The organism is Angustibacter aerolatus, from assembly GCF_054776675.1.
Genome location: NZ_BAAHBM010000091.1, coordinates 1 through 11,805 on the forward strand (window position 1 = coordinate 1; position 11,805 = coordinate 11,805).

An 11,805-nucleotide genomic window follows, 5' to 3' on the forward strand; every position below is an offset into this window, starting at 1 on the left:
GCGTCGCCCGCGGTGCCCGGGCCGCCCGGCGCAGCCGGGCCGCGCTGGTGCTGCCGACGCCGCCGCAGCCGGTGCCGGCCGCGCAGCGCACCGACCTCGGGGTGCGCGGGCTGTCGGCGATGGTCACGCCGGCCGAGGAGTTCTACCGGATCGACACCGCGCTGAGCGTGCCGCAGATCGACGCGGCGGACTGGCGGCTGCGGGTGCACGGCATGGTGGAGCAGGAGGTCGAGCTCGACCTGGCCGAGCTGCTGCGGCAGCCGATGATCGAGCGGATGGTCACGTTGACCTGCGTCTCGAACGAGGTCGGCGGCGACCTGATCGGCAACCAGGTGTGGCTGGGCTGGCCGCTGCGCGAGCTGCTCGCCCGGGCCCGCCCGACGTCCGGCGCCGACATGGTGCTGTCGACCTCGCACGACGGCTGGACCGCCGGCACCCCGCTGCAGGCGCTCACCGACCCCGGCCGCGACGCGCTGCTCGCCGTCGCGATGGACGGTCGGCCGTTGCCCGTCGAGCACGGTTTCCCGGTGCGCATGGTGGTACCGGGCCTGTACGGCTACGTGTCGGCGACCAAGTGGGTCACCGACCTCGAGGTCACCCGGTTCGACCGCGCCGAGGGCTACTGGACGCCGCGCGGCTGGTCGGCGGAGGGCCCGATCAAGACCGGCTCGCGCATCGACGTGCCGCGTCAGGGCGACGGCGTCCGGGCCGGGCGGGTCGCGGTGGCGGGCGTCGCGTGGGCGCAGCACGTGGGCGTCGAGCGGGTCGAGGTGCGGGTCGACCAGGGCGCGTGGCAGGCCGCCCGGCACGGCGACGGCGGCGGCACCGACACCTGGCGGCAGTGGGTGTACGAGTGGGACGCGACCCCCGGCGACCACGAGCTGCAGGTGCGGGCCACCGACGCGACCGGCGCCGCGCAGACCGGCGACGAGGCGCCGCCCGCCCCGGACGGCGCCACCGGCTGGCACACCGTCGAGGTTAGCGTCACCTAGCCGGGCGGACGGTTGCAACCGGTGCTCCTAACGGGACCCTCTTCGAGGTTACGCACCGACATTCTTCGTTGCGCTGAGTTACTCGGCCGCCGAGCCAGTCGCCGCCTCCGGCCACCTATAACTGTCGCGCGGCAGAACCAGCGCCGCCTGTCCGAAGCTGAGCATGCCCAGCCCGTGGCCCAGTACTTCGTGGGAGCCACGGTGCCTGAGCTCAGTGAACGCTGGCGAGTACACGAGCAGACGGTTCGGAAGCGGATCCGTGCTGCTGGACTGATAATTTGGGAGCAAGGTCTCCGCTACCACCGCATTGCAGACGCAATGAGTCTTTATTAGACGGGCTGGTCTTGTCCGCGGTTGGCCGAGCGGTTTGGTTGAGCGCGAAGACGTTCGACGTGAACTCAAGGCGGCCGGTGTCGTGTTGCGTAGACCCGGCCAACAGCCCTAGCGCGCGGCAGTTTCAGGACGCTGCATTAGGAGAATCAAGCACGCGTACATGCCCATCCTTCTCGAACCAAACCGTGGCGCCCGTGATTGCATCGCGCAGGATGTGCGCTATGCCTTCAGTGCCTGGGCCGATTGTGGACATTGACCTGCTATCGCTATCGCCTACGACGCCGCGAAGGGCTTTGATGGGGATGCGCACCTCTCCATAATGCAGGACCGTCCCTGGCTCCATGTTTCGCTGTACGCGGTGCGGCGGAGTGGCCGGCTGATCTAGCGGGCTGCGTTCATCACGAGTCATGACGTCGCGCAGGGAGCGCACTGAACCGTCCGGAAAGTGAATGGACGCTTCGTCTGGCTCGATGGACATTTCGCTAGGATTGATCGGTTCGGATGGCTCCAGTTGCAACTCCTCCATAACCTCCATGCGCATATTGACGGTAAGATCTATTCGCGTAACCCGGCCCTCCAGATCCTGTCGGGCTGGTTCACGCAGCTCAAGCACCGTGAGCCCGTACGTCTCAGCTAGTGAGGACGCTCCCGACTGATAACCGACCGTGGTAACGAATACGCCATATGTTGGAACGGCATCCTGGATGTCGTCGAGCACGCTCCGGAAGGCATGCAACTTGCCCTGATCAACTTTGCGCTTGTAGTGCTTGCATTCAAACAGCACGCGCTGCAGCTCGCCATCAATATAGCCCTCCCAGATCACATCGATCTGGTTCTTGGTTCCTCGACCTTGCAATCGCACGTCGCTCATACATCGAACCGTCAACACGCCGAAGAAGGCAGCCAGTCGGTCCACAAGACTCTGCGTCAAGCGCTCATATTCTTTACTTGCACTCATGGTATCCCCTTCCATTGTGATCACCCGCGGAGTTGTTGCGCGGCTGCGACGTGCGGCCCGGGCCCCGTCCACTTACAGATCTTGCCTCGGTGGCGATATGCAGCCGTTAGCGAAGTAACCTCCACCTAACTGGCGGCAACTGCCGACCAGTCAAGATCTCTAAGGTATCCAGCCACCTCGTTCCTATTTAGAAGCGGCGCGGTCTGCATATGATTCATGAACCGGGTTACCGCTTTCGAACGGACACGGCCGCGCGCGTCAGCAACCCGTTGGGCATGCAGGACGACAACACCATGTCGAGCGCGAGATACCATGACCGAAAGCACGCGCGCCTCTTCTAGTACTTGCGCGTCAGTGCTCGACCGCCAGTCGGGAATGACGCCATCTTCAGCGCCGACGATGAGGACCCAATCAAATTGCTGGCCCTTGCCTAGATGGCTACTCAGTAAGTGCAAGCCGGGTGAGTTGAGTAGTGTCTCCTGATCTCCGATCTTGATGCGATCCCGAATCGCAATCGGAGACAGCCCATCTCGTAGCCTGTCCAAGCACCAAATCAAGGCCTCAGACAGGTATTTACGCGTATCGATGTCTGCAACATCGTTGAGCTGAGCCGCTTCGCGGAGGTACTCAAGCGGATCGTCCGCGGCTAGCGCCTCGGCAGCGTTTAGACGCAAGAGCAGCGTCTTCACCAGCTGGGCCGTCTCCGTGTCTAAAACACCGTCCTCCCATCGGAAGACAGGTAGCGTCGAACGCTCAGCGAGAGCATCAACAACTTGCCGGCGGGGCCCACTCCGACAGATTATGGCGATTCGCTGGCTGGGCGCTTTCTCAAGAACGAAGCGGGCGAAGGCGACCGCCCAAGCACCCTCCTGCTCGACGTTGTCAAAGACCACTTGTCCGGCTAGCCCACCCCCTGGCCATAAATGAGGTGCAGCTGCTGTCAGCGTTTCACCATGAGTTAGAGACGATAATGCATTAACAACTGAAAGCACTGCAGGGGCGGACCGGTGCGATTCGCGGAAAACTACCACCTCCGGACACTCGGCCCGGATGGCTGCATCAATGGTTGCCGGGTCAGCGCCCGCAAAGCTGTAGATTCCTTGAGCCAGATCGCCGGCGTACGTCGTCTTGCCGTAACCAACTGCCTGCACGATTCGTAGCTGCTGAGGTGTCAGGTCTTGAAACTCATCGACAACAACGGCATCAAAGTGATTGCGATAGAGACTGGCGACCGATTCATTGGTGAGAAGGAGTTCGGCCAGTCGTGGTAGGTCGTCGTAGGTCAGGCGGTGCTGCAGCAGTCGTTCCCTCTCAAGTTCAACCGCGCCGGAGGCGCCCATGTCCAGCAGCAGGCGCTCGACGGCGACGTCGTCGAGCGCTTGCTGCTTGGCAGTCTTGAGTGCCTGAGCGGCGGGACCGATCTGCCCCCAGCCCCAACCCCAGCGACGGCACTGCTCACCTACCCAGTCAGATTCAGGCAGTGTTATTTCAGGGTCGAGTCCGATCGTGCGAGCGTGAGCTCGCACGATGCGCGCCGAGAGCCCATGGAAGTTAGTAACCGTTACTCGGTCCCGCAATGTCCCTGTGGGCAGGTAGGCGCGCATGCGGTCCCGAATGTTGTCGCGGGCGCGATTTGAGAAAGTCGAAACGAGAATCCTCTTGCCGCCGCCGCCGACGCCGCGCTCGATTAAGCCAGCCACCCGTAGAGCCAAAGCCTCCGTCTTGCCGCAGCCGGCGGGGGCCACGACCATCAGTCCTAGCTGTTCATACTGCCGAATGAGCAATTGTGCTGCTGTAGGAGTAAACATCAAATGACCTCGAGCCCATCCAGCAGCTCGCTGATGCTGCTAATGCGAGCGACGATCTCAGGAGTCAACAGCGGCGCCACTGCTATCGCCGCGCGCACCTTATAACCCTTTTTACCGCGACAGAACGTCGCGACGTCGGCCTCGGTTCGGCTTCCCCCCGGACCAGATGCAGCACAGGTCTTTAACTCATTCGGAGAGAACAACTCGCTGTCTTCCATTGCCGCCCAGGCGGCAGCCACACCTAGGGCATGCACGTATTCGGCCTCAAGGTCTGCGTCCGACACAAACACCGAGTGTTGAGCCAGATCGGCCTCTGCGACCCCAAGCTTTTTAGCGGTGTCTTTCGTGGCGTCCTTGTCGATGAGAATGGATAGCGGTATATCGAAACCTGACGAGCCAAACAACTTGATAATCGCGCCCATGTCTCCCGAGCCGTCAGTCTCAACCAGCGATACTCCCAGCCTGTCCAGATTGCGCCCAGTTGAGTTCGCAGCTGCCTCTGTCAGGATGCGATCCGAGACACCTTCGACTGCGACGACGCGGCGAGCTGTGAGCGGCTCCAGTTTGTCTCGCACCCACCAATGCACCACCAGCCGTTCACTATCGGAGAGGAAGTCCACTTGAGGCTGCACCACAGCGCCTCCCGCACGTACAGCGACGATGCACTCAGGCGGAAACGCTCCGACAATGTCGGCAGAATGAGTCGCCAAGACCTTCTGGTTGGCACTGCCTTGTAGCAACCGAGCGAGGCTGCGCTGGCTCGTCGGGTGCAGATGCACCTCTGGCTCGTCAATGCCGACGACGTTGGCTCCGACGCTGACCAAGTCATAGAGGGCAAGAGCATAGAGCGCACGCATACCGTCAGACTGGTCAGAAAGATTCCGAGGAACGCCGGACTTGAGAATCTGCAAGCGGACATCACTCAGCACATCGCTGTCGGCTGTGGCACCGGGTACAAGAAGTAGATCATCCGGGCCGACCGTTTCCGGCAGAGCCCGAGAGAGCTGGTCTGCGAGACCTGAGCGCAGCTCACCGAGGATAGATGAACGCTGCAGTTGCTCTTGGAGCTGCGCTGCAATCGCGTCGAAATCGGCTTGTTCCCCTCCGAGCTCCACCTTCTCCAGGATGTCGTCGACGGCGGATCGTCGGCCTTCGCGCAAGTCCCGGCTCATGGCGGTAGCACTGAGCAACGTCCAGCCGATGGCGTCAAGCTGCGGGCGGGACAACTGCCGCATGTGCCCGGAACCGACCGCCCGCCGATCTACGGACAGCGTGCCGTGGGCATCAAACAAGGCCTCAAGCCGAAGCGTGATCGACTTGACGTCACCAATAACATTGATCTCGTCCGGGAACAGCCCCTCGTCGTGCTCGCTAAAGTCTTGCAGATCAACTTCCAGTACCAGAGGCACTGACTGATCGCGCACGTCATCCGGTGTCAAAGCCCCGTATAGCTGCGCAGTGCTCGCGCCAAGAATCATGTTGAGGCAACGTAAGATAGAGGATTTGCCAACGTCGTTTGGGCCCACCAGCACCAGGTGTTGCCGCACCTCCAGTTGAACATCCTGCACTCGGGTGTGGTTGGTGATGGCGAGTTTGCTAAGACGCACGAAACCTCCGGATTTGCCCAACAACACGGGAGCTGGTGGGAGGCGAACCGGTGCCGAGGTGTCCCGCTGGCTCACCATGTTCATGACTGTGAAGCGAAGGCTACAGTCAACCGGTCGTGAGCGCCTAGGTCATTGGGCGTTCCAGACGATTGTGTTGCGTAGTCTGCAAGCCTGCGACTGGACGTCTAGGTATCTGACGATGACCGGTGGTAACTGGCCGATCAGGCCCTGACGGGGTCCGGCTAATTGCCGGCGGCCCGGTACCGCTCGATGAGCGCCTTGGACAGCCGCCCGCGTGCCGGCACATCGAAGTGGTTCTCGGCGACCCACGCCTTAAACGGTGTCGTCCCGGACGACATCGCCCGCGAGCACCAGGCGCGTCTTGCCGAACAGCTCCAACGCGTCGAAGGGCAGATCGCTGGCCTGTCGACCACCGACGCCATGACCCAGCAGGTCATTGAGGCCGCCTGCAGGATCGCGGCCGAAGTCGGCGCTGCGTACGGCATGGCCGACGACAACGTGCGGCGCGAGTTCAACAGATCTGGTTCAGCGAGATCGCCATCGACTCGCGCTACGACACGGTGCTGGTCGACCACTCCCAGCGGACCGAGCTTGGCGAAGGGCTGATGCGCGCCGCGGCGTCGCTTGACGAGGACACGCCGGAGAGTCCGAACAAGGGGTCCGAGACTCGGGCCTCGAACTTAGTTCCCACAAAAAGACGCCGGAGCGGCAGCTACGGAGTCTTGACCCATGTGCGGGGTTCGAACTTCGAACTTCTGGTGCGGGAGAAGGGACTCGAACCCTCACGCCCGAAGGCACAGGAACCTAAATCCTGCGTGGCTGCCAGTTACACCACTCCCGCTCGCGACCGACCCTAGGCCGCGACGCCCAGCGCCTTCTTCAGCGACGCGACGTGGCCGGTGGCCTTGATGTTGTAGCGCGCGACCTCGATCACGCCGTCCGCGTCGATCACCACGGTCGAGCGGATGACGCCGGTGACGGTCTTGCCGTAGAGCTGCTTCTCGCCGTAGGCGCCGTAGGCGGTGAGCGTCGCCCGGTCGGGGTCGCTGAGCAGCGGGTAGGTGAGCGACTCGAGGTCGCTGAACTGCTTGAGCTTCGGCGGGGCGTCGGGGCTGATGCCGAGCACCTCGTAGCCGGCGGCCTGCAGCGGCACCAGGCTGTCGCGGAAGTCGCACGCCTCCTTGGTGCAGCCCGGCGTCATGGCGGCGGGGTAGAAGAACACGATGACCTTGCGGCCGCGCAGGTCGTGCAGGCTCACCGACCCGCCGTCCTGGTCCACGAGCGTGAAGTCGGGGGCGGCGTCACCTGGCTCGAGCTTCGGCACGGCGGTCTCCTGGGGTCGCGAGCGGCGGTCTGCACCGGGGATCCTGCCGCACGCCGAGCCGTCCGCGCTCCCCGGGCTGCCGGATCGCGCCGCCGTCGATACGGTTGCGAGCGAGCCCACCGTCGAGCTCGCGCCCCACCGCCCGGCCGCCCGACGACCGACGAACCCCGCAGGAGCCCCACGTGAGCACCGACTCGAGCGCAGCGCCCGGCCCGGAGGCCACCTCCCCGGAGGACATCGAGGCCGAGATCGAGCAGACCCGGGCCCGCCTGGCCGGCACCGTCGACGAGCTCGCCGTGCGCATCCACCCCAAGTCGATCGCCCAGCGGTCGGTCGAGGACGTCAAGCAGACCGCGCGCGACGCGGCGCTCACCCCCGAGGGCAAGCCGCGCACCGAGCGGCTGGTCGCGGCCGGTGCCGCGCTGCTCGCGCTGATCGGGCTCGTCGTCTGGCGCAAGCGCCGCTCGTGAGCCCCCGGTGACCCTGCCGCGCGGCGTCGTCCCGGAGCCGGCCGGGCCCGGCCAGGAGTCGGTCTGGGACTACCCGCGCCCGCCCCGCGTCGAGCCGACGTCCGAGCACGTGCTCGTGGTGCTCGGTGGCCGGGTGGTGGTCGACACCCGGGCCGCGCTGCGGGTGCTCGAGACCAGCCACCCACCCACGTACTACCTGCCGTTCGCCGACGCGGACGCCGAGGCGCTGCGCCCCGCCGCCGGCCAGAGCTACTGCGAGTGGAAGGGCCTGGCGAGCTACCTCGACGTCGTCGGTGGCAGCGCGAGCGAGCCGGTCGTGGCGCCCGCGGCCGCCTGGACCTACCCCGACCCGACGCCGGGCTACCGCGAGCTGGCCGGCTACCTGGCGCTCTACCCGGGCCGGATGTCGAGCGTCACGGTCGACGGCGAGGCGGTGCGCCCGCAGGCCGGCGGGTTCTACGGCGGCTGGGTGACCGACCGCGTCGTCGGGCCGTTCAAGGGCGGGCCGGGGTCCACCGGTTGGTAGCGACTCCGGGCCGGCGGGTAGTTTCGCAGGCGTGACCCAGCCCCCGACGGCGTCGGACGACGGCGCCCTGCCGATCCGCATGCTGCACGACCGCGTGCTGGTCTCGACCGAGCACGAGGACGGCGAGCGGCGCAGCGGGTCGGGCATCCTCATCCCCGCCACCGCGGCGCTCGGCAAGCGCCTGGCCTGGGCCGAGGTGGTCGCCACCGGGCAGCACGTGCGGCAGGTGCAGCGCGGCGACCGGGTGCTGTTCGACCCGGACGAGCGCGCCGAGGTCGAGCTGCAGGGCGCGGCGTACCTGCTGCTGCGCGAGCGCGACATCCACGCCGTCGCCGCCCCGCGCGTCGACGCCGGCCAGACCGGGCTGTACCTCTGAGCGCGCGGCGCAACGCCCGGTACACGCCGCTGGACGTCGACGGCCCGGTGCCGCGCGAGATGGTGCGCGACGTCCCGGCGATCCGGCGCGACGCCCTCGGGTACCTGGCCCGCACCACCGAGCGGTTCGGTGACCTCGTGGCCTTCCCGATGCCGGGGCGGGCCGCGCTGCTGGTGAACGACCCCGCCGCCGTCCGCCGGGTGCTGGTCGAGCGGCCGCGGGCGTGGTCGAAGGACACCGTGCAGTACGGCGCGCTGTCGGCCGTGACCGGCGCCGGCCTGCTCACCGCGGACGGCGACGACTGGCGACGACGTCGCCGCATCGCCCAGCCGGCGTTCCACCACGGCACGCTCGACGTCGTCGCCGAGCAGTCGGTCGCCGCGGCACGGCGGGTGTCGGTCGGCTGGCACGCGCTGCCCGACGGCGCGGTCACCGACGTCGACGCCGCGTGCATGCAGGCCACGCTCGAGGTGGTCGGCCGCACCCTGTTCGACGACGACCTGGCCGCCGACGGCGAGCGCGTCGTGTCGTCCGTCGCGGAGGCGCTCGAGGTCGTCGTGCAGCGCGCCCGCACCCCGCGCCCGGCCTGGCTGCCGCTGCCCTCGGCACGCCGGCTGGCCCGCGCCGTCGCCGTGCTCGACGAGACCTGCGCCCGGCTGGTGGCCGCCCGCCGCGCCCGCGGGCTCGACGACCACGACACCGACCTGCTCGGCCTGCTGCTGCGCTCGGCCGACGCCGAGGGCGGCCTGACCCCGCAGCAGGTGCGCGACGAGCTGGTGACCCTGGTGATCGCCGGGCACGAGACCGTCGCGTCGTCGCTGGCCTGGACGCTGCAGCTGCTCGCCGAGCACCCCGAGGCGCAGCAGCAGCTGCACGCCGAGCTCGACGCCCTCGACGGGCCGCCGACCTGGGTCGACCTGCGCCGGCTGCCGTTCACCCGCCAGGTGGTCGACGAGGCGCTGCGGTTGTTCCCGCCGGCTTGGGTGGTCACCCGGCGCGCGACCGAGCCCGACGAGCTGGCCGGGGTCGCCATCCCGACCGGCACGCTGGTCGTGATCAGCCCGTGGCTGCTGCACCGCCGCGCCGCCGACTGGCCCGACCCCGAGCGCTTCGACCCGAGCCGGTTCGCGGGGGAGCGCGCCGGCACCCCGCGCCCGACGTACCTGCCGTTCGGCCTCGGGCCGCGCCTGTGCATCGGGCGCGACTTCGCCGTCGTCGAGTCGGTGCTGGCGCTCGCGGCGCTGCTGCGCGACTGGACCGTGTCGCCCGTCGTCCGCGGCGGGCAGGTCGTGCGGCCGCGGGTCGACGCCCTGGTGACGCTGCGCCCCCACGGCGGCCTGCCCCTGGTGGTGCGCCGCCGATGACCTCCGTCGACCTGCCGGACGGCGCCCGGGCCTGGTGCGACGACCGCGGCACCGGCACCCCGCTGCTGCTGCTCGCCGGCCAGTCGCTCGCCGGCTCGATGTGGGGCGACCTCGCCGGCGACCTCGCCGCGCACCACCGCGTGCTGGTGCTCGATGCGCGCGGCACCGGCCGAAGCGACGGCTTCAGCGCCACGACCTGGACCACCGCGGACTTCGCCCGCGACGTCGTCGCCGTGCTCGACGGGCTCGGCGTCGAGCGGGCGGACGTGCTCGGGTTCTCGATGGGCGGCCGCGTGGCGCAGGTGTTGGCCGCCGAGCACGCCGAGCGCGTCGACCGGCTGGTGCTCGCCGGCAGCGGCCTCGGCGGCCCGCACGACGTGCCCCGCCCGCACCACGCCATCGCCGCCCTGATGCGCGCCGCCTCGCCGGGTGGCCGCGCCGCGATGACCGACCTCATGGTGTCGCCCGGCTGGGCCGCCGCGCACCCCGAGTGGACCGAGCAGCTGCTCCCGCACGTCGACCGCCGCGCCACCCGCCTGCACTTCGCCGCCAGCACCGGCCACGACGGCTGGGACCTCTGCCCCCGCATCGAGGCGCCCACCCTCGTGCTGCACGGCGCCCACGACCAGCTCGTGCCCGCCGCCGGCGCCGAGGTGCTCGCCGACCGCGTGCCCGGTGCCCGGCTCGTCCTGCTGCCCGGCGTCCGGCACGGCTGCGTCGCCGAGGGCCGCACCGAGGTGGCTCGGCACGTGCTGCAGCACCTCGCCGCCTGACCCGCCGCGCCGTGGGGTTGCCGATGAGCACGTGACGTGGGCTGGCTGTCGCTCGGCGGGGCGTGGCGGGGGTTCCTGCGGTGGAGGCACCGTCCGAGGGGTGTGCAAGCCTCTGGAACGGTGCGCGAGCCGACTTCACGTGGCTCGCGCAGCGGGGTCAGCGGGGTCAGCGGGGTCGCGGGTCAGCGGGGGAGCAGGACGGCGGTGCCGAGCAGGCCGTCGGCGTGCCGCCAGCGGCCGGGCAGCTCGGGCAGCTCGCGGCCGTCGACGACCGGGCCGGGCACGAGCAGGCGCGCGGTGAAGGTGCCGTCCGAGGCGAGGGCGACCTCGACGTCCTCGAACCCCAACCAGCGCCCGGTCAGCGGGAACCAGGCCTTGTAGACCGACTCCTTGGCGCTGAACAGCAGCCGGCCCCAGTGCTCGACGTCGGGGGGCGCGGCGAGCTCGCGGGGGGTGGCGACGGTCGCCAGCACGCCGTCGGGCAGGGGTGCGGCGGGCTCGGCGTCGACGCCCACGGCGGCGCACTCGGTGGCGGCCGCGACCGCGGCGCCCCGGTAGCCGTCGCAGTGCGTGATGCTGCCGACGACCCCGAGCGGCCACGCCGGCGCGCCTCGCTCACCGCGCGGCAGCGGTGCAGGGGCGACGCCGAGGGAGCGCAGCGCCTGCCGGGCCAGCACCCGCCCGGTGACGAACTCGCGGCGCCGGCGCTCGATCGCCCGGGCCACGTGCGCGGCCTCGTCGGGGTGCAGCTCGCCGGGCAGGTCGACGTCCGACTCGGCCACGTGCAGCCACGGCTCGGGCAGCAGCTGGCGCAGCAGCACGGCGTCCCCCTCGGGCGCCGCGGCGGGTCAGCGGCAGGCGAGACAGTAGCTGAGGTGCGGCCGCGGCGGCGCCGTGCGCAGGGACGTCGTCCGCGCGGTGGCGCGCCACGGCTCGACCCACTCGACGTCGTGCAGCCAGGCCCACGTCGTCACCTCGGGCGCGCCGGCCGGCACCGTCAGGGTGTAGCGCCAGGTGCAGGTCGCGGTGGTGCGCCCGTCGACGTGCCGGACGTCGCTCGTCCGCGCCGTGCCGAGCGTGCCGGTGCCGACCACGGCGCCGGTCGCGTCGGTGGCCCGCACCTGCAGCTCGTGCGTCGGGCCGGTCGCCCGGCCGCCGCGCACGGCCTGCCACAGCGAGACCGTCCCGGGCGCGGTGACCGACGGCCCGGACGCCGCGGGGTCGGTCGGCGCCGGGACGTCGTCGGGCGGGGT

Annotated in this window: 13 protein-coding genes and 1 tRNA gene; 7 read left to right on the forward strand and 7 right to left on the reverse strand. The window is 68.9% G+C overall.

The features are described 5' to 3' along the window. On the forward strand, positions 1 to 992 hold a 992-nt coding region (locus ACYVI6_RS15845), incomplete at its 5' end, for a molybdopterin-dependent oxidoreductase (protein WP_460447291.1). Between the two features lie 457 nt (positions 993 to 1,449). On the opposite strand, the gene ACYVI6_RS15850 is transcribed toward ACYVI6_RS15845, so the two are convergent. The 3 genes from ACYVI6_RS15850 to ACYVI6_RS15860 form a co-directional block, all read right to left on the reverse strand. Next, positions 1,450 to 2,196, reverse strand: a complete 747-nt coding sequence (locus ACYVI6_RS15850) for a restriction endonuclease (RefSeq protein ID WP_460447292.1) — start codon at positions 2,194 to 2,196, stop codon at positions 1,450 to 1,452. Positions 2,197 to 2,408: 212 nt separating this feature from the next. After that, complete coding sequence (locus tag ACYVI6_RS15855) at positions 2,409 to 4,091, reverse strand: UvrD-helicase domain-containing protein (protein WP_460447293.1); 1,683 nt, start codon at positions 4,089 to 4,091, stop codon at positions 2,409 to 2,411. After that, positions 4,091 to 5,782, reverse strand: coding sequence for an ATP-dependent nuclease (locus ACYVI6_RS15860; protein ID WP_460447294.1), 1,692 nt, complete (start codon positions 5,780 to 5,782; stop codon positions 4,091 to 4,093). Before ACYVI6_RS15860 ends, ACYVI6_RS15855 begins: the two co-directional genes overlap by 1 nt. 186 nt (positions 5,783 to 5,968) lie before the next feature. On the opposite strand from ACYVI6_RS15860, the gene ACYVI6_RS15865 reads away from it, so the two are divergent. Then, positions 5,969 to 6,325: a hypothetical protein gene (locus ACYVI6_RS15865; RefSeq protein ID WP_460447295.1), complete on the forward strand. Its 357-nt coding sequence runs from the start codon at positions 5,969 to 5,971 to the stop codon at positions 6,323 to 6,325. Positions 6,326 to 6,475: 150 nt separating this feature from the next. On the opposite strand, the gene ACYVI6_RS15870 is transcribed toward ACYVI6_RS15865, so the two are convergent. Next, positions 6,476 to 6,560, reverse strand: a tRNA-Leu gene (locus ACYVI6_RS15870). A 12-nt stretch (positions 6,561 to 6,572) separates the two neighbouring features. Further along, positions 6,573 to 7,043 (reverse strand): thioredoxin-dependent thiol peroxidase, encoded by a 471-nt coding sequence (bcp, locus tag ACYVI6_RS15875; RefSeq protein ID WP_460447296.1) that lies wholly within the window; start codon positions 7,041 to 7,043, stop codon positions 6,573 to 6,575. 182 nt (positions 7,044 to 7,225) lie between these two features. Here bcp and ACYVI6_RS15880 point away from each other — a divergent pair, with 182 nt between their 5' ends. The 5 genes from ACYVI6_RS15880 (at position 7,226) to ACYVI6_RS15900 (ending at position 10,552) form a co-directional block, all read left to right on the forward strand. Continuing rightward, positions 7,226 to 7,513 (forward strand): DUF3618 domain-containing protein, encoded by a 288-nt coding sequence (locus tag ACYVI6_RS15880; protein ID WP_284287861.1) that lies wholly within the window; start codon positions 7,226 to 7,228, stop codon positions 7,511 to 7,513. Positions 7,514 to 7,526: 13 nt separating this feature from the next. Continuing rightward, complete coding sequence (locus tag ACYVI6_RS15885) at positions 7,527 to 8,039, forward strand: DUF427 domain-containing protein (protein WP_460447300.1); 513 nt, start codon at positions 7,527 to 7,529, stop codon at positions 8,037 to 8,039. Between the two features lie 79 nt (positions 8,040 to 8,118). Further along, positions 8,119 to 8,415: a GroES family chaperonin gene (locus ACYVI6_RS15890; protein WP_460447301.1), complete on the forward strand. Its 297-nt coding sequence runs from the start codon at positions 8,119 to 8,121 to the stop codon at positions 8,413 to 8,415. Between the two features lie 47 nt (positions 8,416 to 8,462). Continuing rightward, positions 8,463 to 9,779, forward strand: coding sequence for a cytochrome P450 (locus ACYVI6_RS15895; RefSeq protein WP_460447297.1), 1,317 nt, complete (start codon positions 8,463 to 8,465; stop codon positions 9,777 to 9,779). After that, positions 9,776 to 10,552 carry an alpha/beta fold hydrolase gene (locus ACYVI6_RS15900; RefSeq protein WP_460447298.1) on the forward strand — a complete coding sequence of 259 codons (777 nt, stop codon included), beginning with the start codon at positions 9,776 to 9,778 and terminating at the stop codon, positions 10,550 to 10,552. The genes ACYVI6_RS15895 and ACYVI6_RS15900 overlap by 4 nt, the downstream gene beginning before the upstream one ends. Positions 10,553 to 10,734: 182 nt before the next feature. Here ACYVI6_RS15900 and ACYVI6_RS15905 read toward each other — a convergent pair whose 3' ends face one another. Both ACYVI6_RS15905 and ACYVI6_RS15910 read right to left on the reverse strand, forming a co-directional pair. Beyond that, on the reverse strand, positions 10,735 to 11,370 hold the full coding sequence (locus ACYVI6_RS15905; protein ID WP_460447302.1) for a 4'-phosphopantetheinyl transferase family protein: 636 nt from the start codon (positions 11,368 to 11,370) through the stop codon (positions 10,735 to 10,737). A gap of 30 nt (positions 11,371 to 11,400) precedes the next feature. Beyond that, the coding region (locus ACYVI6_RS15910; protein WP_460447299.1) for a hypothetical protein at positions 11,401 to 11,805 on the reverse strand (405 nt) is incomplete at its 5' end.

Bases quoted from the DNA above. Each gene is read 5' to 3' on its own strand.
- ACYVI6_RS15865 (WP_460447295.1), top strand. From the start codon at position 5,969: ATGAGCGCCTTGGACAGCCGCCCGCGTGCCGGCACATCGAAGTGGTTC.
- ACYVI6_RS15855 (WP_460447293.1), bottom strand. From the start codon at position 4,091: ATGTTTACTCCTACAGCAGCACAATTGCTCATTCGGCAGTATGAACAG.
- ACYVI6_RS15890 (WP_460447301.1), top strand. From the start codon at position 8,119: ATGCTGCACGACCGCGTGCTGGTCTCGACCGAGCACGAGGACGGCGAG.
- ACYVI6_RS15900 (WP_460447298.1), top strand. From the start codon at position 9,776: ATGACCTCCGTCGACCTGCCGGACGGCGCCCGGGCCTGGTGCGACGAC.
- ACYVI6_RS15850 (WP_460447292.1), bottom strand. From the start codon at position 2,196: ATGAGCGACGTGCGATTGCAAGGTCGAGGAACCAAGAACCAGATCGAT.
- ACYVI6_RS15860 (WP_460447294.1), bottom strand. From the start codon at position 5,782: ATGAACATGGTGAGCCAGCGGGACACCTCGGCACCGGTTCGCCTCCCA.